The sequence below is a fragment of the Paracoccus sp. SY genome (assembly GCF_002901215.1).
GTDB classification, from domain to species: Bacteria; Pseudomonadota; Alphaproteobacteria; order Rhodobacterales; family Rhodobacteraceae; genus Paracoccus; species Paracoccus acridae.
The window spans coordinates 1-24,585 of sequence record NZ_NWMQ01000008.1; the positions used below are offsets into that span (position 1 = coordinate 1).

The 24,585-nt window shown below is 66.9% G+C and carries 24 protein-coding genes; 9 read left to right on the forward strand and 15 right to left on the reverse strand.

Annotated elements, in window-relative coordinates; all coding sequences use genetic code 11:
- The 3 genes from CK944_RS23185 to CK944_RS08575 all read left to right on the forward strand — a co-directional run.
- Nucleotides 1–248 (forward strand): hypothetical protein (locus CK944_RS23185; RefSeq protein ID WP_205049016.1); only part of this gene is annotated, 248 nt, incomplete at its 5' end.
- A 116-nt stretch (nt 249–364) separates the two neighbouring features.
- Complete coding sequence (locus CK944_RS08570; protein ID WP_103172650.1) at nt 365–2,551, forward strand: YjbH domain-containing protein; 2,187 nt, start codon at nt 365–367, stop codon at nt 2,549–2,551.
- On the forward strand, nt 2,548–3,198 hold the full coding sequence (locus tag CK944_RS08575; protein WP_103172651.1) for a YjbF family lipoprotein: 651 nt from the start codon (nt 2,548–2,550) through the stop codon (nt 3,196–3,198). The genes CK944_RS08570 and CK944_RS08575 overlap by 4 nt, the downstream gene beginning before the upstream one ends.
- Nucleotides 3,199–3,230: 32 nt before the next feature.
- On the opposite strand, the gene CK944_RS08580 is transcribed toward CK944_RS08575, so the two are convergent.
- The 8 genes from CK944_RS08580 to CK944_RS08615 form a co-directional block, all read right to left on the reverse strand.
- A complete protein-coding gene (locus CK944_RS08580; RefSeq protein ID WP_103172652.1) occupies nt 3,231–4,703 on the reverse strand; it encodes a mannitol dehydrogenase family protein in 1,473 nt (490 codons plus the stop codon).
- Nucleotides 4,704–4,733: 30 nt separating this feature from the next.
- A complete protein-coding gene (locus CK944_RS08585) occupies nt 4,734–5,507 on the reverse strand; it encodes an L-iditol 2-dehydrogenase (RefSeq protein ID WP_103172653.1) in 774 nt (257 codons plus the stop codon).
- The gene (locus tag CK944_RS08590) at nt 5,507–6,508 is read right to left on the reverse strand and encodes an ABC transporter ATP-binding protein (protein ID WP_103172654.1); all 1,002 of its coding nucleotides are present in this window, start codon (nt 6,506–6,508) and stop codon (nt 5,507–5,509) included. The genes CK944_RS08585 and CK944_RS08590 overlap by 1 nt, the downstream gene beginning before the upstream one ends.
- Before the next feature lie 11 nt (nt 6,509–6,519).
- Nucleotides 6,520–7,344 carry a carbohydrate ABC transporter permease gene (locus tag CK944_RS08595; RefSeq protein WP_103172655.1) on the reverse strand — a complete coding sequence of 275 codons (825 nt, stop codon included), beginning with the start codon at nt 7,342–7,344 and terminating at the stop codon, nt 6,520–6,522.
- 11 nt (nt 7,345–7,355) lie between these two features.
- On the reverse strand, nt 7,356–8,225 hold the full coding sequence (locus CK944_RS08600) for a carbohydrate ABC transporter permease (RefSeq protein ID WP_103172656.1): 870 nt from the start codon (nt 8,223–8,225) through the stop codon (nt 7,356–7,358).
- Nucleotides 8,226–8,325: 100 nt separating this feature from the next.
- Entirely contained in the window at nt 8,326–9,648 is a 1,323-nt protein-coding gene (locus CK944_RS08605) for a sugar ABC transporter substrate-binding protein (protein WP_103172657.1), read from the reverse strand.
- A 146-nt stretch (nt 9,649–9,794) separates the two neighbouring features.
- Nucleotides 9,795–10,754, reverse strand: a complete 960-nt coding sequence (locus CK944_RS08610) for a sugar-binding transcriptional regulator (protein ID WP_103172658.1) — start codon at nt 10,752–10,754, stop codon at nt 9,795–9,797.
- On the reverse strand, nt 10,751–11,425 hold the full coding sequence (locus CK944_RS08615; RefSeq protein ID WP_239986010.1) for an HAD family phosphatase: 675 nt from the start codon (nt 11,423–11,425) through the stop codon (nt 10,751–10,753). The genes CK944_RS08610 and CK944_RS08615 overlap by 4 nt, the downstream gene beginning before the upstream one ends.
- A gap of 116 nt (nt 11,426–11,541) precedes the next feature.
- Between CK944_RS08615 and CK944_RS08620 the strand changes: the two genes are divergently transcribed.
- Nucleotides 11,542–12,756, forward strand: a complete 1,215-nt coding sequence (locus CK944_RS08620; RefSeq protein ID WP_158247975.1) for a glycosyltransferase — start codon at nt 11,542–11,544, stop codon at nt 12,754–12,756.
- Here CK944_RS08620 and CK944_RS08625 read toward each other — a convergent pair.
- Nucleotides 12,728–13,339, reverse strand: coding sequence for a DUF2585 family protein (locus CK944_RS08625; protein ID WP_103172660.1), 612 nt, complete (start codon nt 13,337–13,339; stop codon nt 12,728–12,730). The two genes, CK944_RS08620 and CK944_RS08625, sit on opposite strands and share 29 nt — an antisense overlap.
- Before the next feature lie 56 nt (nt 13,340–13,395).
- On the opposite strand from CK944_RS08625, the gene crtY reads away from it, so the two are divergent.
- Genes crtY through CK944_RS08640 form a run of 3 tightly spaced genes read left to right on the forward strand, consistent with a single transcriptional unit; the run spans nt 13,396 to nt 16,936 of the window.
- Nucleotides 13,396–14,550 carry a lycopene beta-cyclase CrtY gene (gene crtY / locus CK944_RS08630; RefSeq protein ID WP_103172661.1) on the forward strand — a complete coding sequence of 385 codons (1,155 nt, stop codon included), beginning with the start codon at nt 13,396–13,398 and terminating at the stop codon, nt 14,548–14,550.
- Entirely contained in the window at nt 14,547–16,022 is a 1,476-nt protein-coding gene (locus tag CK944_RS08635; RefSeq protein ID WP_103172662.1) for a phytoene desaturase, read from the forward strand. Before crtY ends, CK944_RS08635 begins: the two co-directional genes overlap by 4 nt.
- A complete protein-coding gene (locus tag CK944_RS08640) occupies nt 16,019–16,936 on the forward strand; it encodes a phytoene/squalene synthase family protein (protein ID WP_103172663.1) in 918 nt (305 codons plus the stop codon). Before CK944_RS08635 ends, CK944_RS08640 begins: the two co-directional genes overlap by 4 nt.
- 23 nt (nt 16,937–16,959) lie before the next feature.
- Here the strand turns inward: CK944_RS08640 and CK944_RS08645 are convergent, their stop codons facing one another.
- Entirely contained in the window at nt 16,960–17,919 is a 960-nt protein-coding gene (locus CK944_RS08645; RefSeq protein ID WP_103172664.1) for a polyprenyl synthetase family protein, read from the reverse strand.
- Nucleotides 17,920–17,985: 66 nt separating this feature from the next.
- On the opposite strand from CK944_RS08645, the gene fni reads away from it, so the two are divergent.
- Nucleotides 17,986–19,044: a type 2 isopentenyl-diphosphate Delta-isomerase gene (gene fni, locus CK944_RS08650; RefSeq protein ID WP_103172665.1), complete on the forward strand. Its 1,059-nt coding sequence runs from the start codon at nt 17,986–17,988 to the stop codon at nt 19,042–19,044.
- A gap of 59 nt (nt 19,045–19,103) precedes the next feature.
- On the opposite strand, the gene CK944_RS08655 is transcribed toward fni, so the two are convergent.
- The 5 genes from CK944_RS08655 to CK944_RS08675 form a co-directional block, all read right to left on the reverse strand.
- Nucleotides 19,104–20,042: a YsnF/AvaK domain-containing protein gene (locus CK944_RS08655; RefSeq protein ID WP_205049017.1), complete on the reverse strand. Its 939-nt coding sequence runs from the start codon at nt 20,040–20,042 to the stop codon at nt 19,104–19,106.
- A complete protein-coding gene (locus CK944_RS08660) occupies nt 20,032–20,466 on the reverse strand; it encodes a YsnF/AvaK domain-containing protein (RefSeq protein WP_103172769.1) in 435 nt (144 codons plus the stop codon). The genes CK944_RS08655 and CK944_RS08660 overlap by 11 nt, the downstream gene beginning before the upstream one ends.
- Nucleotides 20,467–20,802: 336 nt before the next feature.
- Nucleotides 20,803–21,303 (reverse strand): ferritin-like domain-containing protein, encoded by a 501-nt coding sequence (locus CK944_RS08665; protein ID WP_103172666.1) that lies wholly within the window; start codon nt 21,301–21,303, stop codon nt 20,803–20,805.
- Nucleotides 21,304–21,429: 126 nt separating this feature from the next.
- Complete coding sequence (locus tag CK944_RS08670; RefSeq protein ID WP_103172667.1) at nt 21,430–23,058, reverse strand: Na/Pi cotransporter family protein; 1,629 nt, start codon at nt 23,056–23,058, stop codon at nt 21,430–21,432.
- 203 nt (nt 23,059–23,261) lie between these two features.
- Nucleotides 23,262–24,101 (reverse strand): 3-keto-5-aminohexanoate cleavage protein, encoded by an 840-nt coding sequence (locus CK944_RS08675; RefSeq protein ID WP_103172668.1) that lies wholly within the window; start codon nt 24,099–24,101, stop codon nt 23,262–23,264.
- Between the two features lie 116 nt (nt 24,102–24,217).
- On the opposite strand from CK944_RS08675, the gene CK944_RS08680 reads away from it, so the two are divergent.
- Nucleotides 24,218–24,550, forward strand: coding sequence for a hypothetical protein (locus tag CK944_RS08680; protein WP_103172669.1), 333 nt, complete (start codon nt 24,218–24,220; stop codon nt 24,548–24,550).
- Nucleotides 24,551–24,585: the final 35 nt, after the last annotated feature.

The following is a 24,585-nucleotide window of genomic DNA, read 5'->3' on the forward strand; positions in this document are numbered from 1 at the left end:
CCCCGGCCGAGGAAACGCCCGCCACCACGCCTGCCACGCCTGCCGCCCCTGAACCGGCGCCGGAGACCCCGCCCGCAAGCGCGCCCGCCGCGCCCGCGCCGGCATCCGAAGGCACCGCCGACCTGCCGCCCCCGCCCGCTGCGGAAGCGCCTGCCGCAACGCCTGCCGCGCCCATCGTCCCGGACCTGCGCGTCCTGCCGCCGGCGGGAACGACGGGCGGCACGACCACGACCGAACCCGCCGAATGATGCCATGACCGCCCCTGTCCCAGCCATGATGCAGCCTTCGGGCCGGATCGCGTCATCGGCTGCCGGGGGGCGTGCCATGCGTCCATGACCCGCCAGAAGCAGAACGAGGATACGTGATGCGCAGATCCCCCATCCTGAGACGCCTGATGGCGACGACCCTGCCGGTGGCCCTGGTGCTGGGGTCCGCCGGCACGACCGCCGTCGCGGAACCGATGTATGCGCGGAACATGTCCACCTATGGCTTGGGGGGCGGCATCGACACGCCCACGGCGGAAACGCTGCCCGACGGCACCTTGGGGGCCACGGTGTCCTGGTCCGACTATGGCCGGCGCAGCAGCCTTGTCTTCCAGGCCCTGCCGGGGCTGACGACCGTGCTGCGCTATTCGCGGGTCGAGGGGATCAACGATTTCCGCGACGAAGGCTTCATCTCGGACCGATCGCTGGATCTTCGCTATCAGGTGCTTGACGAACAGGGATGGCGGCCTGCCGTTGCGGTGGGCTTGCAGGACTTTCTGGGCACCGGCGTCTATTCGGGGGAATACATCGTCGCCACCAAGACCCTCACCCCTTCCGTGCGAGTGTCCGCAGGTCTGGGCTGGGGCGTCCTGGCGGGCAAGCCGCGCACCATCGACATCGACGACGAAGGCGGCACCCCCAATGCCGACCAGTGGTTCCGGGGCGGGGCCAAACCCTTCGCGTCGGTCAGCTGGCAGGTCAATGACCGCCTGAACCTGGTCGCGGAATATTCTAACACCGACTACATCGCGCGCTACAGCAACGGCGATGTCTTCCAGCAGGGCGAGGAACCGGACAGCAAGGTGAACCTGGCCGCGTTCTATCGCTTCGGCGAGAATTACGAGGCGGGCCTTTACACGATCGGCGGCAATACCTTTGGCGCGCAGTTCTCGATCCTGCTGAACCCGCGCCAGTCGCCTTATCCTTCGGGGCTGGAAAAGGCCCCGGCCCCGGTGCGCCCGCGCCCCGCGCCCGCTGCCGATCCGGACGGCTGGTCGGGCGTCTGGGCGCAGGATCCGACCGCGCAGCCCGCGATCCAGACCGCGCTTGGCGACGCCATGGCCAAGGAAGGGCAGATCCTGGAAAGCATGGCGCTGTCGGCCAACCGGGCCGAGGTGCGGCTGCGCAACAACCGCTATATCAACCAGGCCGAGGCCATCGGTCGCACCGCGCGCCTGATGACCCGCGCCCTGCCCCCTTCGGTGGAAACCTTCGTCATCACCTCGACCGCCGACGGGGTGCCTGCCTCCTCTGTCACCGTCCGCCGATCGGATGTCGAAAGGCTGGAAAACACCGAGGCCGGGCAGATCGCCGACGCGTCCATCCTGTCCGACGCCGCCGCCGGCGCACCCGGGCTGGTCCGCAGCGAGGGCGTCTATCCACGGTTCCGCTGGTCCATCAAGCCCTATGTCGATCTGGGCATCTTCAGCGCCGAGGACGGGCTGACCCACGAGGTCGGGGCCGAGGCGCGTGCAAGTTACGAAATCGCGCCCGGCCTTGTCCTGACCGGCGCCCTGCGGCAGCGGGCCTTCGGCAACATCGACCAGCGTGGGCCGGGCATTCCGGGCCAGCGCGGCGAATACTATACCCCCGAGGAATACGAGGCCAACCCCGCCCTGGAAACCACGCCCGAAGGCGTGCCGCGCGTGCGGTCGGACACGCGCATGTACACGGGCAACAGCAGCCCGGTGATCCCCGAACTGACGCTGGCCTGGTATGCAAAGCCCACGCCCACCGTCTATACCCGCGTCACCGCCGGCCTGCTGGAACGCGCCTATGGCGGCGTCTCGACCGAGGTTCTGTGGAAGCCCGCGAATTCGCCCCTGGCCTTCGGGGCCGAGGTGAACCGCGTGAAGAAGCGCGATTTCGACCAGCTGTTCGACTTCCGCGATTACGAAGTCACGATGGGCCATGTCTCGGCCTATTACGAATTCACGCAAGGCTTCACGGCGCAACTGGATGTCGGCAAGTATCTGGCGGGGGACAAGGGCGCGACCCTGACCCTGACGCGCGAATTTGCCAATGGCTGGCGCATCGGGGCCTATGCCACCAAGACGGATCTCTCGGCCGAGGAATTCGGCGAGGGCAGCTTCGACAAGGGCATCACCCTGTCGATCCCGCTTGGCTGGGCGACCGGCCAACCCTCGCGCGAGCGTGTGGATGCCAACCTGCGGTCGCTGTCGCGCGACGGTGGCGCGCAACTGAATGTCCGCGACCGCCTGTATGACCGCGTCCGGGACAGTCATTCCGTCAAACTCTATGAAGGCTGGGGGAGGTTCTGGCGATGAACGGCGCGTTGAAGATCACGCTGGCGGCCGCGTTGCTGGCCGGCCTTGCAGGGTGCGGAAACGACAGCGAAGGCACCGGACCCTTCGGCATCCTGGCGCAGACGGCGGGCCAGGTCGTCGCGCAGCGCAGCGCCGCCGAACAGCCTGCCGCACCGGCCAGATCGCCCGAGGATGCCGCGGCCGAGGCGCTGCGCGTCAATCCCGGTCCGCTGATCCAGGCCGGGTTCGAGAACCTGGGCCGCACGACCGTCATGGCCATGACCGGCCAGAACGGCGCCATGCGCACCTACATGACCCCGGCCGAGGAGGCGCTGATCCTGCGCGACGGGATGCTGGTGGGCACGCGCGGGCTGGGCAACGACCTGTCGGTGGCCGAGCCGGGGACCGAATCCCTGATCCGCGCGGGCGCCGCCGGGACCGGCACCCGGATCATGCGCTATTTCGCGGGCGACGGCGTGGAACGGCCCTTGCAGTTCACCTGCACCGTCGGCGCGGGACCCGCCCCCGGCGTCACGGTGGAGAACTGCGAAGGCCATGGCGCGCGTTTCCAGAACAGCTACATGGTCCAGGGCGGCCAGATCGCCGTGTCGCGCCAGTGGATCGGACCCGTGCTTGGCTTTGTGACGATCCAGACGTTGCGGCCCTGACCAGACGACCGGCCCCTTCGCGGGCCGGTCCCTCATGTGCCGGACAGATAAGCCTCGATGGCCCGGCGCACGCCCAGCTTTTGCACCAGGGTCAGCTTGCGGGCGAAAGCCTCTTGGAAGACGGGATTGTCGGCCAGGGGTCCGAAGACAGTCTCGTTGCGCAGGAAGGCCAGCGGATCGGCGCGCGAGGCGATGGCATATTCGCGCAGCATGTCGCTGTTGTCGTCGTTCGGGGCGATGTCGTTGCCCGCCTCGTCCCTGCGTTCGCAATAGCGGCACCAGAAGGCGACCTCTTGCGCAAGACCGTCGATGGCGCGGTCGTCCTTGAGCGCGTCGGCCAGCGTCGGCAGGATGAACTTCGGCTGCCGGTTCGATCCGTCCAGGCACAGGCGCGGGATCGTGTCGCCGATCTCGGGGTTGGAAAAGCGGCCGACGATCAGGTCGAGATAGTCGTCATAGCTGACGCCGGGGATCGGTTGCAGCGTCGGGATGATTTCCCGCGTTTCCAGAGCGCGCAGCCAGGCGGCGATCTGGGGGTCGGCCATGGCGTCATGGACGAAGTGATGGCCCAGCAGCGCGGAAGGATAGGCGATGGCCGCGTGCCCGCCATTGAGGATCCGCAGCTTCATCAACTCGTGGCGGCTGACATCTGTGACGAATTCGGCGCCGACCTTCTCCAGCGGCGGACGGCCTTGGGGAAAGCGATCCTCCAGCACCCACTGGCGGAAGGGTTCGCAGACCACGGGTGCCGCGTCGGTGATGCCGAAGCGGTCGCGGACAAGCGCCCGTTCGCGATCGGAGGTGGCCGGGGTGATGCAATCGACCATGGAATTCGGAAAGGCCACGTTCTGGCGGATCCATTGCGCCAGATCCGGGTCGGACAGTTGCGCAAGCTCGGTCACGGTGCGCGCGCAGACATGGCCGTTTTCCGGCAGGTTGTCGCAGGACAGGACGGTAAAGGGTTCCGCCCCCGCATCCCGCCGCTGCCGCAGCGCGGCCAGGATCATGCCGAAGACCGTGCGCGGCGCATCGGGATTGGCGGCGTCATGGGCAATGTCGGGATGGGCCGCGTCGAAGCCGTTGGTCTTGGCATCGACGTAATACCCCCCCTCGGTGATGGTCAGCGAGACGATGCGGATGTCGGGTTCGGCCATGGCACCGATCACCGCCTGGGGATCCACGGGGACGAAGTCGATCATCGACCCGATCACGCGGGCGTTCAGCCCGTCCGGGTCCAGTTCGACCACGGTGGTCAGCCAATCCTGCGCCGCCAACCTGTCGCGCATGGCGGCATCGCCCGGACGCACGCCCGCGCCGATCAGCGCCCAGTCCCGGCCCTCGCTCATCTCGAACAGCTGGTCCAGGTACCAGGCCATGTGCGCGCGGTGGAAGTTGCCGACGCCGACATGGACGATGCCGGGGCGCAGGCCTGCGCGGTCATATCCGGGGCGGCCCACGGTATCGGGCAGGTCGTGCAGGGCGGATGCGTTCAATGAAACGGCCATGGCCGGAACCTTTCTTCTGGGGGACAAGCCTCAGCTCATCCAGTTGCCGCCATCGACGTTGTAGGTCTGGGCGACGATGTAGTCTGCGTCCGAGGAGGCCAGGAAGATCGCCATGCCGGTCAGGTCGGCGGCGGTGCCCATGCGGCCGAAGGGGACGGCGGCGCCCACTTCGCGTTTTTTCTGGCCGGGGGCCTTGTTCTCGTATTTCGCGAAGAAGGCATCCACGCCGTCCCAATGTTCTCCGTCCACCACGCCGGGCGCGATGGCGTTCACGTTGATGCCGTGTTCGATCAGGTTCAGCCCTGCCGATTGCGTCAGGCTGATGACGGCGGCCTTGCTGGCGCAATAGACGGCGACCAGCGGTTCCCCGCGCCGCCCCGCCTGGGACGCCATGTTGATGATCTTGCCGCCCTTTCCGCGTTCGATCATGCCGCGCGCCACCGCCTGCATCATGAACAGCGGGCCGGATACGTTAACCGCGAAGATGCGGTCGTAATCGGCGCGGGTGATTTCCACGATGGGGGCCGCGGTGAACAGGGCCGCGTTGTTCACCAGGATGTCGATGCCGCCGAATGCCGCCTCGACCTCGGCCACGCAGGTGTCGATGCTGGTCTGGTCGGTGACGTCCAGGCGCACCGCGATGGCGCCTTCGCCAAGGCCATCGGCCGCCTTCCGCGCCGCGTCGATGTTGATGTCGCAGATCGCCACGCGGGCGCCTTCGGCCAGATAGGCGCGGGCGAATTCCAGCCCGATGCCGCGCGCAGCCCCCGTGATCAGCGCGCGCTTGCCGTCCAGTCGTCGCATCAGATGCGGTCTCCGTTCTTGTCAAAGCGATGGATTTTTCCCTCGTCCGGGGTCAGCCAGACGGTGTCGCCGTGGTGAAGATCGACTTCGCCGGTGGACCGGACGGTGATGGTGTCCGCCAAGCCCGTATCCTCGACATAGAAGAAGCTGTCGGACCCCAGGTGTTCGCTGACGCCCACGCGGCCCCTCCATTTGCCCTCGGTGGCCGAGATGCGGATATGTTCGGGCCGCACGCCGATGGTCTGGGCGCCGTATTCCGCAGCCGCCGCGCCCCCGAACAGGTTCATCCTGGGGCTTCCGATGAAGCCCGCCACGAAGACGTTGCGCGGGCTGTGATACAGGTCCAGCGGCGATCCCACCTGCTCGATCCGGCCCGCCTGAAGGACCACGATCTTGTCGGCCATGGTCATCGCCTCGACCTGGTCGTGGGTGACATAGATCATCGTGGTCTTCAGGCGGTTGTGCAATTCGCTGATCTCCAGCCGCATCCCCACGCGCAAGGCGGCGTCAAGGTTCGACAGGGGTTCGTCGAACAGGAAGGCCGCCGGTTCGCGCACGATGGCCCGGCCGATGGCGACGCGCTGACGCTGGCCGCCCGACAACTGGCCCGGACGGCGGTCGAGGTAGTTGGTCAGGTTCAGGGCCTTTGCCGCCGCCTCGATCCGGCGGTCCTGTTCGGCCTTGGGCACCCCTGCCATCTTCATCGGGAAGGCGATGTTCTTTCGGACCGACATGTGCGGGTAAAGCGCATAGGACTGGAACACCATCGCCAGCCCGCGCTTGGCCGGGGACGCGTCGGTCGCATCCTGACCGTCGATCAGGATGCGCCCGTCGCTCACATCCTCCAGCCCCGCGATCAGGCGCAGAAGCGTGGACTTGCCGCAGCCCGAGGGACCCACGAAGACCACGAATTCGCCGTCGTCGATGGTCAGGTCCAGGGGCGGGATCACCTCGATCTCGCCGAACCGCTTGGTCACGCCCTGCAGGGTTATCTGTCCCATAATGTTCCCCCTTATTTCACGGCGCCGAAGGTCAGGCCCCGGACCAGTTGTTTCTGGCTGAACCAGCCCAGCACCAGGATCGGCGCGATGGCCATGACCGAGGCCGCCGACAGCTTGGCCCAGAACAGCCCCTGCGGGCTTGAGAAGCTGGCGATGAAGGCCGACAAGGGCGCCGCATTGGTGGTGGTCAGCTGGATCGTCCAGAAAGCCTCGTTCCAGGCCAGGATGATGTTCAGAAGCAGCGTGGATGCGATGCCCGGGATCGCCATGGGCGTCAGCACATACAGGATCTCGTCGCGCAGGGTCGCGCCGTCCATCCGCGCGGCTTCCAGGATCTCTCCGGGGATTTCGCGGAAATAGGTGTAGAGCATCCAGATCACGATCGGCAGGTTGATCAGCATCAAAAGGACCGTCAGCCCGATCCGCGTGTCCATCAGCCCCGTGCGCAGAAAGATCAGATAGATCGGCACCAACACGGCCACGGCGGGCATCATCTTGGTGGACAGCATCCACATCAGGATGTCCTTGGTCCGCTTCGTGGGCGAGAAGGCCATGGCCCAGGCCGCAGGGATCGCCACGATCAGCGCCAGAAGCGTGGACCCCACGGCCAGGATCACCGAATTGGTGAAGGGCCGGAAATAGTTGTTCTGGCTTTGCACCGTTTGGAAGCTTTCCAGCGTGAAGGACGGGATCAGGTCGAAGCCCGCGATGGCCTCCTGTTCGGTCTTCAGGCTGGTGATGATCGTGTAGAGGATCGGAAAGAAGATCAGCAGGGCCACCAGCCATGCGGCGACGGTCCAGCCGATGCGGGCCTTGCGGGATGTTGCGCGTGCCATGTGTTGCCCCCTCAGTCCAGGTTCTTGCCGACGGCGCGCATCAGGAAGATGGCGATCAGGTTTGCCAGCACCACCGCGATGATGCCCCCGGCGGCGGCCCCGCCGATGTCGAAGTTCAGCCGCGCGGCGCGATAGATCAGGAAGGTCAGGTTGGTGGACGCCGTTCCCGGCCCGCCGTTGGTCGTCACCAGGATTTCCGCATAGATGCCCAGCAGGAAGATGGTCTGGATCAGGATCACCACCGTGATCGCACGCGCCATGTGCGGCAACACCAGATAGAGGAAACGGGCGTATGCAGGCGCGCCGTCCATCTCGGCCGCTTCCATCTGCTCGGTGTCCAGCGATTGCAGCGATGTCAGCAGGATCAGCGTGGCGAAGGGCAGCCATTGCCAGGCCACGATCAGGATGATCGAGGTCAGGGGGTATTGCGCGAACCAGTCAACCGGGCTTGTGCCCAGGAACCGGGCGACATCCGCCAGCACGCCGTATGACGGGTGCATGATCATGTTCTTCCAGATCAGCGCGGCCACCGGAGGCATCACGAAGAAGGGGCTGATCACCAGGATGCGCACGACCCCCTGCCCCCAGATCGGCTTGTCGATCAGCATGGCGATGGCGATGCCGCCGACGACGGTGATCAGCAGCACCCCCAGCACCAGCACCAGCGTGTTCCGGATCGCCTCGAAGAAGGCCGGGTCGGTGTAGAAATACTGATAGTTGAACCACCCCGCCCAGCTGGTCATGCCGGGGTTCAACAGGTTGTAGTTCAGGAAAGAATAATACAGCGTCATGCACAGCGGCACGATCATCCAGACGAACAGCAGGATGATCGCGGGCGCCCGCATCAGCCGGGCAAGCCCCTGGGTCTGGCGTGTGGCCATGGCGAAACTCCGTTGACGATGGGCGCAACGGCCCGGACCCCGAAGGGGGCACCGCCCAGAGGAGGGCTGGGCGGTGCCGGACTGGCAACCGAGAGACTCGTTACTTGATGTAGCCCGCCCGCGTCATTTCGCGGGTGGTGTTGGACTGGGCCGCCGCCAGGGCATCCTCGGCCGACATCTGCCCGGCCAGGGCCGCCGAGAACTGCTGGCCCACCGCCGTGCCGATGCCCTGGAATTCAGGGATCGCCACGAACTGCCCGCCGGTATAGGGAACGTCCTGCACCGAGGCCTTCTGCGTATTGGCCGCGTTGATCGAGTCGATCGTCATGGCCGCGAAGGGCGCCTCGGCCTGATAGTCGGGGTTCTCGTAAAGCGAGGTCCGGGTTCCCGGCGGCACCGCGCGCCAGCCCTCGCGTTCGGCGACCAGTTCCGAATATTCCTTGGACGTGGCCCAGGCGATGAAGGTCTGGGCAGCCTCCTGCGCGTCCGAGGATGTCGGGATCGCCAGGCTCCAGGCCCAAAGCCAGTTGCCGCGGTTGTCCACGCCCTCGCGGTTGGGGAACTGCGCAAATCCCACGCTGTCGGCCACGGTCGAGGTGTTGGGGTCGGTCACGAAGCTGGCCGCGACGGTGGCGTCGATCCAGATGGCGCACTTGCCCTGCTGGAACAGGGACAGGTTTTCGTTGAAGCCGTTCGACGATGCGCCGGGCGGGCCATATTCGTTCATCATGGCCAGGTAATCGGTCAGCGTGGCCTTCCACTCCTCGCTGTCGAACTGCGGCTTCCAGTCGGTGTCGAACCAGCGCGCGCCATAGCTGTTGGCCATCGCGGTGATGAAGCCGATATTCTCGCCCCAGCCCGGCTTGCCGCGCAGGCAGATGCCGTATTGTTCCTTGGACTTGTCGGTCATCTTCGCCGCCGCGTCGCGGATGTCGGCCCAGGTCGGGGCCTCGGGGATGGTCACGCCCGCGGCCTCGGCCAGGTCGGTGCGATACATCACCATCGCGGATTCGGCATAGAAGGGCGCCGCATACAGCTTGCCATCGACCGACAGCGCGTCGCGGACGGCCGGGATCAGGTCATCGACATCATAGGCGTCGCCCAGTTCCAGCGGCACCAGCCAGCCCTGCTTGGCCCAGATCGGAACCTCGTAGGTACCAATGGTCAGGACGTCGTACTGGCCGCCCTGCGTGGCGATGTCGGTGGTCACGCGCTCGCGCAGGATGTTTTCCTCGAGCGTCACCCATTGCACCTGGATGCCCGGATTGGCGGCGGTGAATTCGTCGGTCAGTCCCTGCATGCGGATCATGTCGCCATTGTTCACGGTGGCGATGGTCAGCGTCACATTGTCCTGCGCAGCAGCAATACCGGCGGTGGCGCACAGCGCCGTCGCACCCAACAGGGCGCGCAAAGTCGTGGTCATGCTATCCTCCCCTTGTCGTTTGGGCATTTGCCACTTCGACGGGCAAATACTCACAAAGCTCTGGCCGTCTGTCAATCAGCAAAGTTTGCCATGCCCGGCCGATCCGCCAAAGCGGCAAATTTCGTGTCGTCAAAGGGGATTGGACGTCAGCCGGCCAACAAGCGTTCGGCCATGGCTTCCGAGGTGATCAACCCGTTCACCAGATGCCCCAACAGTGCGGCCCGCATCGCGGGCAGCTTTGCCTCGCCGGTGGCGACGGCGATCATCGGGCGGTCGCCCGCACGCGGCAGGGGCGCCGAGGCCACGCGTTCGTTGAAGGCGCAGTCGATGATCCGGCCATTCCGGTCGTAAACCCAGCTGGTGATTTCCCCCACCGCCCCAAGGGCGGCAAGCTCGTCCATCTCGGCCGCGCTGGCAAAGCCGTCCAGGAACATCGGCGCGCTGCGGTCCATCTGGCCGATGCCTACCAGCGACAGGTCGGCCCGTTCGCACAGGCGGATCGTGTTCTGCACGGCTTCTTGGTTCCGCATAGCGGCCAGCTCGCCGGGGTTCCGCGCCAGCACCGGCAAGGGATAGGGGTAATGCGGCGCCCCGATCCGTCCGGCCAGGCTGATCGTCGCGTTATAGGGCGAGGCCGAGCCGTCCTGCATCATGTTCCCCAGCCGGGACACCACGACATGCTGCGGACAGGACATGCGCGGCAGTTGTTCCACCGTGGCCTTCAGCGCCCGGCCCGTCCCCAGGCTGACGATGCGCCTTTCGGGGGATTTCAGCAGCCGTTCCAGTTCCGCCGCCGCCGCAATGGCGATGCCGGTCAGCAGGTCGGGCGCATCGGGATCGGACGGCACGACCTCGCAGGAGGTCAGCCCGAAACGGTCCGACAAGGCGTTGGCCAGATCCATGCAGCGCGCGATGGGATGATCGACGCGCACCTTGATCAGCTTCTCGCTGACCGCCATGGCGACCAGCCGCTGCGCCGATTGACGGCTGACGCCCAGCTTGCGGGCGATTTCGTCCTGGGTATTGCCCGCGACGTAATAAAGCCACCCTGCCCGTGCGGCATCGTCCAGGCGGACTGCTTCGGGGCTGGATCGTCCTGCGTTCACGGGATCGCGGTTCCTTCCTGAAGATCCATCAACAGATGCGGAAAATCGCCCCAATTGTCAAAGGATCGCACCCCGTCGGGCAGGGCCAGCGGGTCATGGCCCCGCAGATGCACGCCGCCCGCGTAATGCAGCACGCGCATCCCGGCCGCCAGCGCGGCCGCGACGCCGGGGCCGCTGTCCTCGATCACCAGGGTGGCGGCGGGCGGGCAGCCCATGCGTTCGGCGGCCAGCAGGAACAGGTCGGGCGCGGGCTTTCCGTGGCGGACCTGGCTTGCCGTGAAGACCCGGTCCCCGAAACGGTCGGCCAGCCCAAGGACGTGCAGCGTGTGCCCGACTCGCTGCGGGCTTGACGACGTGGCGATGCAGGACGGGATCCGCAGCGCATCCAGCATCGCCATGAAACCGGGGGTCGGCCCCAGTTCGGTGGTGAAACGGGCCAGCAGGCGCGCGCGGTAATCGGCCTCGAAGCTGTCGGGCAGGGGCTTGCCGAATTGCCGGCGGATGGTCTGGGCGACGGTCGGGAAGCTGCGGCCCACGAAATCGCGGCGCACATCGTCGGCTGTCACGGCAATGTCCAGGGCGGCCAGCAGGTCGATCAGGACCGCAGCCGACAGGCCTTCGCTGTCGGCGATCACGCCGTCGCAATCGAAGATGATCAGCCTGATCGCCAATGGTCCTTCCCCTTGCCATACCCATGCGGCAAACCGCAGCGAAAGCGCAAGTGCAACCCGGCGGCATTTGTGCGACCACTGCCCCGCCAAAGCCCTGCCCACCTGCCCGAGGTTCCATGCGCGCCGTCCTGATCACCCCGCCGCTTCACAGCCACCTGCGCGCCTTCGAGGCCCTGGCCCGCGAACTGGTCCGCCGTGGTCACGAGGCGATCTTCCTAACCGAACCCGGCATCGCGCTTGAGCATGGCGCGGCGCAGGTCACGCTGCCCGGCGCCCCTGCCCGCCCCCAGCCCCGCCGCCTGCTGGCCGAGATCGTGACGGGCGCGCGGCGCACCGACCGGCTGTGCCGCGAGGGCTTGGGCGTGCTGCGCGGCCTGTCGCCCGACCTGATCCTGGGCGATCAGATGGAGCCCGCGTCGGGCCTGCTGGCCCGCGCGCTTGGGGTACCGCTGGTGTCGGTGGCCTGCGCGGTGCCGATGGATCCCGAACCGGGCATTCCCCTGCCCTTCCTGGGCTGGCCGCATGATCCCTCGGCCGATGGCCTGCGCCGCAACAGGGGGGGCGAACGGGTGGCCGATCTTCTGATGACCCCGCAATCGCGCGTCATCCGGCATTGGGCGCGAAGCTGGTCACTGGGCGATCTGCGCCGCCTGCAGGATTGCCTGTCCCCCGATCTGGCGCTGTCGCAGATGGCGCCGGGCTTCGACTATCCCCGCCCCGCGAACGGCTGCCACATCGTCCCCGCCGGTCCCTTCCGGCAAGGCCAGGTGGCGCAGGACTTTCCGGCCGACATCGCCCCCGATCCGGGGCGGCCCTTCGTCTATGCCTCGCTGGGCACCTTGCAGGGTCACCGGGCGCGGCTTCTGGCGCGGATCGCGCGGGCTTGCCGGCAGGCGGGCGCGCAGGTGCTGGTGTCCCATGCGGGATCGCTGACCGACGACCAGGCGCGCGCGATCCCCGCAGACTGGGTGCGCAGCTTCGTGCCGCAGCAGGCGGTCCTGGCGCGCGCCGACCTGTGCGTGACCCATGCCGGGCTGAACACGGCGCTGGAATGCCTTGCGGCCGGGGTGCCGATGCTGGCCTTGCCCCTGACCCATGACCAGCCGGGGGTGGCCGCGCGGATCGCCCATTGCGGCGCGGGCCTGCGGCTGCATCCTTGGCAACGCAACACGGCGCGGATCGCCGCTGCCGTGCGGACCTTGCTGGACGACCCCGGCTATCGCCAGGCGGCCCGGCGGTTCGCGGCGCAGGCGGGAACGTGGGAAGGCGCGGCAGGCGCCATCGACCGGGTCGAGGCGCTGTTCACAGCCCCAAGGCCCGCCACAGCATGATCAGGAAGCCGTCGCCGACCCACAGCGACAACAGCAGTTCCGCCCCGACGGCCAGGGCCGCCACCAGCCAGCCGGCCAGCGGCAGCGCAAGCGCGGCCCCCAGCACCGTCGCGGCGCTGTCGCTGAAGGAATTGACGATGCTGTCCCCATCGTAGGCCAGCGGATCATCCTGGGAATAGCCGAACAGGTCGATCACAAGGGGAAGGTTCTCGACCACCTCCCAGACGGTGCTGCTGACGACCACGGCCGCGGCGATCTTCCACAACGACCAGTCCGGCCGTTTCCACCAGATCAGCTTGGCCAGCACCGCGCCAAAGACAAGGTGCAGCACGCTGTAAGGGTCCAGCACCGTCTGCGAATTCAACCCGGCCTGGTCCGGCATCGCCCAGATCTGGCCGCAACCGCAGTTGATCGGGCGGCCCAGGATCGCCAGCATCGCCAGCTTTCCCAGCAGCGCCATCGCGATCAGTGCGACAGCTTGCCGCCCCCATCCCCTGCCCTGCGGCAATTCGCTTGCATCCAGCGTCAGGCTGGCGGATCGTTCGGAGGATAGCGGCGGGGCGGAACGGTTTTCATCGGTCATCCTTGCCACAGTAAGGACGCCAGCCGCAGTGACAAGGGGCACAAGATCAACGGGATATGACAGCGAACTCCACAGACATCGTCATTGTCGGCGCGGGGCTGTCGGCTTCGCTTGCGGCTCTGCGCCTGGCGGGCGCGGCACGCGTGCTGCTGGTCGATCAGCGACCCGATCCCCTGGCCGGCCATACATGGTCCTTTCACGCGGATGACGTGGATGCGACCCAGCGTGCCTGGCTTGCCCCCGCGATCCGGCGGGCCTGGGACGGACAGGACGTGCGCTTTCCCGGCTATGACCGGCAGTTGCGGGCGGGCTATGCCTCGGTGGACGCGGAAAGCCTGGGCGTGGTCTTGGCCGATCTGCCGGGGGTGTCGCGGCTGACGGCCCGCGTCACCTCGATCGACGCGGGGAGTGTCGTGCTGGCGGATGGGTCGCGGATCGACGCGCTTGCCATCGACGCGCGCGGCTTTGCCCCCCATCCCGCGATCCAGGTGCGGTTCCAGAAGTTCCTGGGCCAGGAACTGCGCCTGGCCGCCCCCCATGGCCTGACGCGTCCCGTCATCATGGACGCCACCGTGCCGCAGCAGGACGGATACCGGTTCTTCTATCTGCTGCCCTTCGACGACACTCGCCTGCTGATCGAGGCGACCTATTATTCCGACGGCGCCGTCCTTTCCGCCGCCGACCAGCGCGCGGGCATCGCGGATTACGCGGCAGATCACGGCTGGCAGGTGGACGAGATTGAGCGAGAGGAAAGCGGCGTCCTGCCCATCGCCCTGCGCTTCGACGCCGATGCCTTCTGGCGCGCCCGGCCCCAGGACGTTCCCGTCATCGGATTGCGGGCCATGCGGTTTCATCCGCTGACCGGCTACAGCCTGCCCCATGCGGTGCGCAGCGCCGACCTGATCGCGCGGCACTGGCGGCAGGGTCCGCACGCCCTGGCCCAGGCACTGCGCCGCGAGTCGCTGGCCGAGGCAAAGGCCCAGGGCTTTTACCGCCTGCTGTCGCGGATGCTGTTCGAGGCCGCCGACCCTGACGAACGGCGGCATGTGATGCAACGGTTCTATCGCCTGCCCGAACCGCTGATCGAACGGCTTTACGCAGGGCGCAGCACGCTTGCCGACAAGGCCCGCATCCTGACGGGCCGCCCGCCCGTCCCCGTGGGCCGCGCGCTGCGCTGCCTGCCCGAAACCCTCAAGGTGAAACCTGCATGAAACACGAACCCGGCAAGACCGCCGCCGTCATCGGCGCGGGCCTGGGCGGCCTTGCGCTTGCGATCCGTCTGCAAAGCGCGGGCATCGCGACCACGGTCTTTGAAAAGCGCGACAAGCCCGGCGGGCGGGCCTATGTCTATCACGACGCAGGCTTCACCTTCGATGCGGGGCCGACGGTCATCACCGATCCCGACTGCCTGAAGAAGCTGTGGCGCCTGTCGGGACGCGACATTTCCGAACACGTCACCCTGCTGCCGGTAGAGCCCTTCTATCGCCTGTGCTGGGAAGACGGGACGGTCTTCGACTATGCCGACGACCAGCCGTCGATCGAACGCCAGATCCACGCGATCAACCCGCCCGATGTCGAGGGGTATCGCCGCTTCCTGGCCTATTCCCGCGACGTCTATCGCGAAGGCTATGAAAAGCTGGGCACCGTGCCCTTCCTGCATTTCTCGGACATGATCCGTGCCGCGCCGCAACTGGCGCGGCTGCAGGCCTGGCGATCGGTCCATTCGATGGTCGCGCGCCACATCAAGGACGAACACCTGCGCCAGGCCTTCAGCTTCCACACGCTACTGGTGGGCGGCAATCCGTTCAGCACCTCGTCGATCTATGCGCTGATCCATGCGCTTGAACGCCAGGGCGGCGTCTGGTTCGCCAAGGGCGGCACGGGCGCCCTTGTCGCGGGCATGGTGCAACTGTTCCAGGACCTGGGCGGCACCATCCATCTGGACAGCCCCGTGGACCGGATCGAGACCGAGGGCAACCGCGCCACCGCAATCCATGCGCGCGGACAGCGCCACCCCTTCGACATGGTCGCCAGCAATGCCGATGTGGTTCACACCTATCGCAACCTTTTGCGCGATCCCAAGGGCGACAAGCTGGCCAAGAAGCGCCACTCCATGTCGCTGTTCGTGATCTATTTCGGGCTGCGCGGCCTGCGCCCCGAGTTGCGCCACCACATGGTCCTGTTCGGCCCCCGCTATCGCGAGTTGATCGCCGAGATCTTCGGGGGCAAGAAGCTGGCCGATGACTTCTCGCTTTACCTGCACGCGCCGTCGGTGACGGATCCCGACCTCGCCCCGGAAGGGTGCAGCGCCTATTACGTTCTGGCCCCGGTGCCGCATCTGGGCACGGTGGATATGGACTGGGACAAGGCGGCCGAGGCCTATCGCGACCGGATCCTGGATTATCTGGAAGAACGCTATATCCCGAACCTGCGCCGCGATCTTGTGACCGTCCGGCACTTCACCCCGCAGGATTTCAAGACCGAGTTGAACGCGCATCTGGGATCGGCCTTTTCCATCGAGCCGATCCTGACGCAAAGCGCCTGGTTCCGCCCCCACAACCGCGACGAACGGCTGGAGAACATGTATATCGTCGGCGCGGGCACCCATCCCGGCGCGGGCATTCCCGGGGTCGTCGGATCGGCCGAGGCCACGGCATCCCTGATGATCGGGCAGCGCGTATGACCGACACGACCCTGGACCAGGCCCGGCAATCCATCGCGGTGGGGTCGAAAAGCTTCGCCATGGCCTCGAAATTCCTGCCGGCCGGGATGCACGAGGATTGCGTGATGCTTTACGCCTGGTGCCGCCACGCCGACGACGTGATCGACGGGCAGGAAGCCGGTTTCGCGGCCGCAGCCCAGGGCGATCCTGCCGCCCGGCTGGCGGAACTGCGCGACCTGACGCATCGGGCGCTGCGCGGCGATGCGGCAGCGCCGGTCTATGCCGGGCTCGCCCGCGTCGTGGCGGCCCGCGACATCCCGCACCGTCATGTCGATGAACTGCTGGACGGCTTCGCGATGGACGTGAACGGACAGGTTTATCACGGGATGGGCGACCTGCTGGAATACTGCTATCGCGTGGCGGGGGTCGTGGGCGTGATGATGGCGCGGATCATGGGCGTCCGGGACGAGGGCGTGCTGGACCGCGCCAGCGACCTGGGGCTTGCCTTCCAGTTGACCAACATCGCGCGGGACGTGATCGACGATGCGCGGATCGGGCGGACCTATCTGCCGCGCGATCTGCTGCGGGCCGAGGGGGTCGAGGCCGTGGACCCCGACGACCTGTCCCAGCGCCCCGCCCTGCACCGCGTCGCGCTGCTCCTGCTGGACGATGCCGAGATCTATTATCGCAGCGCGGACGTGGGCATTGCCGCCCTGCCCCGCCGCCCGGCCCTGGCCATCGCCGCCGCCCGCAACATCTATCGCCAGATCGGCGTCAAGCTGCGGGCGCAGGGACCGGATGCCTGGAACGGGCGGCTGTCCACGACCAAGGGCGAAAAGCTGCGGCTGGCGGCCAAGGCGGTCGGGTCAACCGTTCTGGCCCCGCGCCGCAGGGTCGTCCCGGTCAGCCGGCACGGTCTCTATGTCCGGCCCTAGGGGGCAGGCCGTGCGCGCCCCGCCTATCTGGCCGCGCCTGCCTGCTGCTGCGCGGCGGGCACGCGGTCCAGCATCGGGGTGAAGATGGCGTCGATCATGCAGCGGAACGGTTCGGGCGACAGGCCGGCCCCCACAAGCGCCGCATCCGCCGACGCCAGCAGGGCGCGGCAGCGGCGAAGGGCCTCCTCGGCGCCGAAGACGGCAAGATAGGTTTCCTTGCCCGCGTCCTTGCCGACATCCTTGCCGACCGCCGTGCTGTCCGACAGCATGTCGATCAGGTCGTCGGCGATCTGGAAAGCTTGCCCCAGATCCTCGCCAAAGCGGCGCAACAGGCTTCGTTCGCCATCCGCCCGGCCGCCCAGGATCGCGCCTGCCTCAACTGCGGCGCACAGAAGCGCACCGGTCTTCAGCGCGTTGATCCGGGTGATGCGGTCCAGGGCGTCGCCGGTGTGGTCCGCGTCGGAAAAGCCGTTCAGATCCAGTTCCTGGCCGGCGACCAGCCCCTGCCAGCCCATAACCCCCGACAGGATCGCCACCAGCGCCCCGCGCTGGACCGCATCCATGCGGGGCAGGCCGTTGGCGATGGACACGGCGTGGTTCAGCAAGCCGATGGCCGTCAGGATCGCCGTCGCCTCGCCGAAGCGGGCATGGGTGGTGGGGCGTCCGCGCCGCAGCAAGGCGTTGTCCATGGACGGCAGGTCGTCGATGATCAGCGACGCGGTATGCACCATCTCCAGCGCCACGGCCATGTCCAGCACGGCGTCCCGGTCGGCCGCGTCGCCCGCGACCAGATGCAGCAGATAGGGCCGCAGCCGCTTGCCGCTGGACATGGCATCGCGTGCGGCCTCGACCAGGCGGGCGGGCGCGGGCGCAAGCTGGGACAGGTGATGGGTGATCCGCTGGTCCAGCTGGCGCGCGAAGCCCGCCTGGGCATCAGGGTGGCGGGGCGACGCGTTCGGCTTGTCTATTGCCTGCTGGTGCATGACACTGTCCTTCAAGATTGGCGTTGTTCAAACAGGGACAACGCAAAACGACAAGGGCTGACAGGCATGACCCACCCCCACCCGTCGCTTGGGAAAGACAATGATTCCGGTCTCACGCTCACCTCTCGGAAAGAACAGCATCTGGACGTCGTGCTTGCCGGACAGGCAGGGCCGACAATAACGACCGGGTTGGAGACGGTCTTGTTCGAACACGTCGCATTGCCCGAAGTTTCATGGCACGACGTCGATTTGTCCACCGAATTTCTGGGCCACCGCATTGACGCCCCCGTGATGATCGGGTCGATGACCGGGGGGCCAAGCCGGGCGGGCGCGATCAATCGTGCCCTGGCGCAGGTCTGCCAGCAGCTGCGCCTGCCCCTGGCGGTCGGATCGCAGCGCGTGATGATCGAGGGCGGCAGCGCGGCGGGACTGGACGGCAGCCTGCGCGAACTGGCGCCGGACATCCCCATCCTTGCCAATTTCGGCGCGGCGCAACTGAACCGGGGCTTTGGACGCGACCAGGCCCTGCGCGCGGTCGAGGCGATCGGCGCGAATGCGCTGATCCTGCACCTGAACCCGCTGCAGGAAGCCGTGCAATCCGAAGGCGACCGCGACTGGCGCGGCCTTGCCGCCAAGATCGGTGCCCTTGCCCGCGACCTGCCGGTTCCGGTCGTCGTGAAAGAGGTCGGCGCCGGACTGTCCGCCCCCGTCATCGCCCGCCTTGCCGACGAAGGGATCACCCATTTCGATGTCGCGGGCGCGGGCGGCACCGACTGGGCCCTGGTCGAGGCCGCGCGGGCGCCCGATCCCGTATCGGCGCAGGTGGCCGCCTGCTTTGCCGGCTGGGGCATTCCCACGTCCCAGGCGATCCGCGCCGCCCGCGAGGCAGCACCTGGGGCAACCGTCATCGGATCGGGGGGCATCGTCACCGGCCTGGACGCCGCGCGTGCCATCAGGCTGGGGGCGGACGTGGTGTCGCTGGCTGGCGCTGTCCTCGCCTCGGCAATCGAGGGACCGGGGACGCTGGAACAGCAACTGGAAATCGTGCTGAAGCAGTTGCGCACGGCCTGTTTCTGCACCGGCAGCGCGAACCTTGCGGATCTGCGCCGGGCGCGGCTGCGCTGACGGAAGAACGGCGCCCGCAGGGGGGCGCCGTTCCTGTTTAGCGGTCCTCGGGCGATCCCTCAGACGATCCGGTCGTCGCGGCTGGTGTCGCGACGGATGGTACCGGTCGCGTCGCGGTCGTCCTCAATCTCGACCTCGGTGTGGCGCACGGTGTCCGAAATCGTCTCGCGATGGGTGTCGCTGGTCTTGCGCAGGCCGATCTCCTCGACCACGCGGGCCTCTTTCTGGACCACCGCTTCCTCGCGGTATTCCTCGGCCTCGATCACGCGGTCCTGGAAGGACACATCCTCGCCGGTGACGGCGCGATCCACAGGACGGCGTTCGATCTCCACACGCTCCTCGCGCAGATCGACGCTTTCGGTGACCGGCTCCTCGACCGTATAGGCGCGGACGCGGACGCGGCCATGGCTGGTGTCGCGCTTGCCGATGCGGATGCGTTCCTCGACCACGGGGATCGTCTCGTCCGATCGCAGGCCCATCTGTTCGCCATGGGCGCCGTATTCCGTGCGCGCATCCAGGTCGCCGGTGGCCGAGCCGCCCGCCATGGCGCCACCTGCCACGGCGCCGCCCGCTGACGCCGTGGCATAGCTGCTCGCTTCATATCCGCCCCAGCCCTCGGCCCGCCAGGTATCGACGCGCTCGTCCAGGTCGATGCTGCCTTCGTCGTCCAGGATGTCCAGGGCCGTGTCGTATTCCGACGACGCAAGACCGGTCACCGTGACCAGATAGCCCCCGCGCGACAGCCCTTCGGCATAGGCATAGCGGTCTTCGTCAGGAAAGAAGAAATCGCTGAGCGAATCCCAGAAGCCCTTGTCGTCGCCGGTCCTTGTCCCGGTTGTCGCGGTGACGTCCGATCCGCCAGACACCATCCTGATCCGTGCGGTCGGAATGCCTGCCTGAACCAGGCGATCCACCGCACGCTGCGCGTCGTGCTGGCTGTCGAACATGGCGGATACCGAAGTGCCGCCCATGGTGCCGGTTTGATTGTCATAGGTCATCGTGATCTTCCTTGCTGTTTGATTGGGTCGGATCGGCGCCCTGCCCGTTTTCGGACAGGCGTTCGACCCGAACGACCTGACGCCGCGTTTCCGCCGGGATCTCGACGGTTTCGTGCCGTTCGACACGCCGGATGTGGACCTCCTCTCGGAGATACAGCTCGCGCGTCACGACCAGCCGTTCCTCGACGACGGGAATGATCGTTAGATCGTCCCGGGTCGTCACCTCCGGCACGGCGTCGATCCTGCGGTTGACGGGCACCCGAACCACCTCGACCTCTGTGCTGGACAGATCTGCCGGCAGGCGATGCTCGACGGTTTCGGTTTGCGTCGATACACGCACCCGTCCGGTGATCACGGCCTGCTTGGACAGCGATATCGTTTCCTCGACAACGGGGATGATATCGGCATTGGGTTCGTCAGGCATCCGCCCTCCGCGGTTCATCGGTCATTGCGACCAGCACAGAAACAACAGACGCTGCCGCAATGCGTTCGTTCACATAAATGAGAGCAGCTTGAAGTCGCCGGCTGTCTGGCAAGGCAGGAACGAATCTGTCGTCGCCATTCCTTAGCCCGGCGGACGTGATCCTGATCCGATCGTGCGTCTCTGAACCGGTCGGCGTTACGGCCTTGGTTACCTAGCAACCACTCTGCCAAGGCAAACTGCCGGCATGGACCGGTTCGGGACGACCAGGGCCGCGCTCCGGCGCATGAAAAAGGCGGCCCCACCGAGGGGGCCGCCTGAAAGACCGTTGCGGGGGGATCAGGCCGCCTTGGCGGTCGCGGCGGCGTTGATCACCGCTTCGGCCAGGCCGGTCAGCTTTTCGTCCGTCGCGGATTCTTCCTGAAGGGTCTCGTCAAGCAGCGAGACGGCCTCGTTCATTCCCAGCATCTGCGCCCAGGCCTTGAGGGTGCCATAGCGGCTGATCTCGTAATGCTCGACCGCTTGGGCCGCAGCCAGCAGGCCCGCGTCAAGCGCCGGGCTGCCCTTGAATTCGTCCATGATCTCCTCGCCCTCGGCGATGATGCCTTCGATGGCATCGCAGGTCTTGCCGCGCGGGCGCTTGCCGATCAGTTCGAACACCTGGGTCAGACGCTCGATCTGGCCCTGGGTTTCCTGTTCGTGCATCTCGAACGCGGCCTTCAGATCCTCGCTCTGGGCGGCACGGGCCATCTTGCGCAGGGACGTGGTGATCTTGCGTTCGGCGTAATAGATGTCCTTCAGGGTTTCGTGGAACAGCGTGTCAAGCGTTTGGTCGGCCATGAAAAGCTCCTCTTGGTTGCGCCGCCGCCCCTGTCCGGGGCAGCAGCATCGCCAAGTCAACCAACCCGCAAGGGGACTGTTCCCGCAGCCTTGATCGGAAGTGACATTTAATAAGTTGCCCCAGCGTCAACGGCTGCGCAGGCGGCTTTCGAACAGCAGCCCGTCTTCATCCAGGATCGGATGCGCGACCGAGATGACATGGGCATTCACCCGCTTGAGGTCGCGCAGGATGTCCAGATGCAGCGACGATGTCTCGCGGCTGGCAGCCAGCCCCTCGCGCAGGCGGAACAGGTGGCGCTGCGACGACTGGCGTTCAAGGTTGCGGATCTCGACCTTCAGCTCCATCAGCCTGCGCGCCATGTCGCGGTCGCGGGTCATGAAGACCGTCTGCGCCATGCGCAGGTTTTCCTGGGTCATCACGAACATCCGGTCCAGTTCATCAAAACCCTGGGGCGAAAAGCGCAGGCCAAGGCCGATCTTCTTGCGCACCTCGGGGGCCAGGCCCTTGTCGATGATGTCGCCCACATGTTCCAGGTTGATGACATAGTCCAGGATGGTGATGGCGCGGCGACGCTCCTCCTCGCTGGCCTGGTTGCCCAGGCGGGACAGGTATGTCTTCACCTCTTGCTGCCGCCGGTCCACGCGGCGCTCCAGCTCCTGCACCTCGGCCAGGGGGGCCGGGTCGTTCTGCTGGAAGGCCAGCCGGGTCTGGACCAGCATCCGTTCGACCGTGTCGCCGATGGCCAGAACCTCTCTTGCGGCGCCGGTCAGGGCGACAAGCGGGGTGTCCAGGGCGGCGTCGTCCAGCCACAGGGGGCCGGGTTCGGCTTCGCGGTCATCCGACGCCACAAGGCGTTCCAGCCCACGGGTGATCAGGCCGGCAAAGGGCCAGATCAGGACGGCAAGGGTCAGGTTGAAGGCCAGATGCGCCTCGACCGCAAGGCCGGTCCAGGGCAAGGGAACCTGTTGCAGCGCGGGACCGATCCACCCGGCGAAAGGCAAGGCGATGATGCAGCCGATGGCGCGGATCACAAGGTTGCCCATCGCGACGCGTCGCGCGGGGGCCGCAAGGCCTTTCGTCAGCACCACCGGCACCACCGCGCCCCCCAGGTTGGCACCCAGCACCAGAACCACCGTCAGCGGGGCCGGAAGGCCCAGCGACAGCACCAGCAGCACGGCCGCCAAGGACGACGAACAGGCGAAGGCCAGTCCCGCCGCCATCAGCACGGCCACGGGCCAGGCCTGATCCAGCATCGGCAGGAATGCCGCCAGCAGGGGCGATTCCCGCACGGGCGCCGCCGCAAGATCCAGCAGCGTCAGCGACAGCAACATAAGCCCGACGCCCATCAGACCCCTTCCGGTGCCCGCCAGCATCGGCCCGGACCGCTTCGACAGGGCATAGCCGGCCACAAGCAACACAGGGGTCAAGGCCCCTGCCCCCGACGACACAACCCAGGCGGTCAGCGCGGTGCCGACATTCGCGCCCAGCAGCACGATCTGCGCCATCCGCGCGCGGATCATGCCGCGATCCACGAAGGACGCGGCCAAAAGCGCCGTCGCGGTCGAGGATTGCAGGCCCAGCGTCGCGGCAAGCCCCGCCAGGAACGCCCCCGCACCCGTGCGCGTGCCGATCCCCAGGGCCATGCGCAGGCGGATGCCGAAAGCCTCGGTCATGCCGTCGCGGACCAGGTTCAGACCGAACAGCAACAAGGCGACCGCGCCGCCCAGTTGCACGATGATCATCAAAGACGCCATGCCACCCCCTTTACGCACAGGGAAACACGCACCGCCCCTTTTGCCAATCGCCGAGTTGCCTAAAAGTTTCCTTGGCTGACGGCCCCTGTCCGGCTGCAACAGAAGCGCGCAGGCCATACCGGTTCCCCCGGTCCCCGGCGGCATCTGCCGCGAAGTCCCAGGGGCCAGCGATTACGCCTCCTCCTTCCTTCCTGCCCCGACGGTCATGGATGGACCATCCGCAGCCCCAGAATCTCGCGCGCCTGCTGCCAGGTGGCGACAGGGCGGCCGTATTGGCCGCACAGATCGACCGCACGCTGCACAAGCGCCGCGTTCGACGGCGCCAGCCGGTCGCGGTCAAGGCGCACGTTGTCCTCCAGCCCGGTGCGGGCATGGCCGCCCGCGCCGATGGCCCATTCGTTGACCGTCAACTGCCGCGCCCCGATGCCCGCGGCACACCACGGGACATCGTCCCCGAACAGGCGCCTGACGGTGTGAATGTAGAAGTCGAAGACCTCGCGATCCACGGGCATGGCGTTCTTCACCCCCATCACGAACTGCACATAGGGGCGGTCCTTGATCTGACCTGCCTTCCACATCTGATGGGCCTTGAAGATGTGCGACAGGTCGAAGGCCTCGATCTCGGGCTTGACGTCGTGGGCCAGCATTTCGGACGCCAGCCAGTCCACCAGATCGGGCGGGTTTTCGTAAACGCGGGTCGGAAAGTTGTTGGACCCCACCGACAGCGATGCCATGTCGGGGCGCAGGGGCAGCATCCCGCCCCGTTCCCGCCCCGCGCCCGACCGCCCGCCGGTGGACAGCTGCACGATCATGCCGGGACAGTGCTTCTCAAGCCCCTCCTTCAGGGCGGCGAAACGGTCGGGATCGCTTGTCGGCCTGCCGTCGTCGTCGCGGACATGGCAATGGGCGATGGTTGCGCCTGCCTCGAACGCCTCCTGCGTCGACTCGACCTGCTCGGCGATGGTGATCGGCACGGCGGGGTTGTTGTCCTTGGTCGGCAGCGATCCGGTGATCGCCACGCAGATGATGCAGGGATTGGTCATGGCATGGTCCTTCGGGGTCAGTCACGGCCATGATCCATCAAAACCCCCAAACGCGCCAGACAGGATGGCCGGCAGGACCTGGCTGCGGCATGTCGCGTCACGAAAACACTAGATCAATGTTCGACGCATCGAACATGGTGCGCCCTCTGGGCGCGATGGCCCGAATTTCAGGCGTCGGCGGAACCTTACGGCCGAGTTCATCGGGGGCGGTGTCGAAAGCATCGCCGTTCCTGCTGCGGGGCCCGGGATGGACGCCGACGCCGACTGCGCTGTATAACGGCGTCGGCACCCGCCTGGGCGAGGCGGACTGGAACCAGACGGTGAAGGCCTTCCTGACCGATTTCATGGCAACGGACGAAATCAAGGGCATCCACAACATCTGGATGAAGATGGACGCGCCGCAGTTGCCGACGGAAATGAAAGGCGTTCCCTTCACCATCGCCCGATGAATCCCCGGCCCGACGGGTGTTCCGCCGGGCATTTC

Bases quoted from the DNA above. Each gene is read 5' to 3' on its own strand.
- CK944_RS08600 (WP_103172656.1), bottom strand. From the start codon at position 8,225: ATGGCCACACGCCAGACCCAGGGGCTTGCCCGGCTGATGCGGGCGCCC.
- CK944_RS08645 (WP_103172664.1), bottom strand. From the start codon at position 17,919: ATGCACCAGCAGGCAATAGACAAGCCGAACGCGTCGCCCCGCCACCCT.
- CK944_RS08620 (WP_158247975.1), top strand. From the start codon at position 11,542: ATGCGCGCCGTCCTGATCACCCCGCCGCTTCACAGCCACCTGCGCGCC.
- CK944_RS08570 (WP_103172650.1), top strand. From the start codon at position 365: ATGCGCAGATCCCCCATCCTGAGACGCCTGATGGCGACGACCCTGCCG.
- crtY (WP_103172661.1), top strand. From the start codon at position 13,396: ATGACAGCGAACTCCACAGACATCGTCATTGTCGGCGCGGGGCTGTCG.
- CK944_RS08675 (WP_103172668.1), bottom strand. From the start codon at position 24,101: ATGACCAATCCCTGCATCATCTGCGTGGCGATCACCGGATCGCTGCCG.
- CK944_RS08575 (WP_103172651.1), top strand. From the start codon at position 2,548: ATGAACGGCGCGTTGAAGATCACGCTGGCGGCCGCGTTGCTGGCCGGC.
- CK944_RS08665 (WP_103172666.1), bottom strand. From the start codon at position 21,303: ATGGCCGACCAAACGCTTGACACGCTGTTCCACGAAACCCTGAAGGAC.
- CK944_RS08580 (WP_103172652.1), bottom strand. From the start codon at position 4,703: ATGGCCGTTTCATTGAACGCATCCGCCCTGCACGACCTGCCCGATACC.
- CK944_RS08595 (WP_103172655.1), bottom strand. From the start codon at position 7,344: ATGGCACGCGCAACATCCCGCAAGGCCCGCATCGGCTGGACCGTCGCC.
- CK944_RS08670 (WP_103172667.1), bottom strand. From the start codon at position 23,058: ATGGCGTCTTTGATGATCATCGTGCAACTGGGCGGCGCGGTCGCCTTG.
- CK944_RS08660 (WP_103172769.1), bottom strand. From the start codon at position 20,466: ATGCCTGACGAACCCAATGCCGATATCATCCCCGTTGTCGAGGAAACG.
- CK944_RS08680 (WP_103172669.1), top strand. From the start codon at position 24,218: ATGTTCGACGCATCGAACATGGTGCGCCCTCTGGGCGCGATGGCCCGA.
- CK944_RS08655 (WP_205049017.1), bottom strand. From the start codon at position 20,042: ATGACCTATGACAATCAAACCGGCACCATGGGCGGCACTTCGGTATCC.
- CK944_RS08625 (WP_103172660.1), bottom strand. From the start codon at position 13,339: ATGACCGATGAAAACCGTTCCGCCCCGCCGCTATCCTCCGAACGATCC.
- CK944_RS08585 (WP_103172653.1), bottom strand. From the start codon at position 5,507: ATGCGACGACTGGACGGCAAGCGCGCGCTGATCACGGGGGCTGCGCGC.
- CK944_RS08635 (WP_103172662.1), top strand. From the start codon at position 14,547: ATGAAACACGAACCCGGCAAGACCGCCGCCGTCATCGGCGCGGGCCTG.
- CK944_RS08590 (WP_103172654.1), bottom strand. From the start codon at position 6,508: ATGGGACAGATAACCCTGCAGGGCGTGACCAAGCGGTTCGGCGAGATC.
- CK944_RS08640 (WP_103172663.1), top strand. From the start codon at position 16,019: ATGACCGACACGACCCTGGACCAGGCCCGGCAATCCATCGCGGTGGGG.
- CK944_RS08605 (WP_103172657.1), bottom strand. From the start codon at position 9,648: ATGACCACGACTTTGCGCGCCCTGTTGGGTGCGACGGCGCTGTGCGCC.
- fni (WP_103172665.1), top strand. From the start codon at position 17,986: ATGACCCACCCCCACCCGTCGCTTGGGAAAGACAATGATTCCGGTCTC.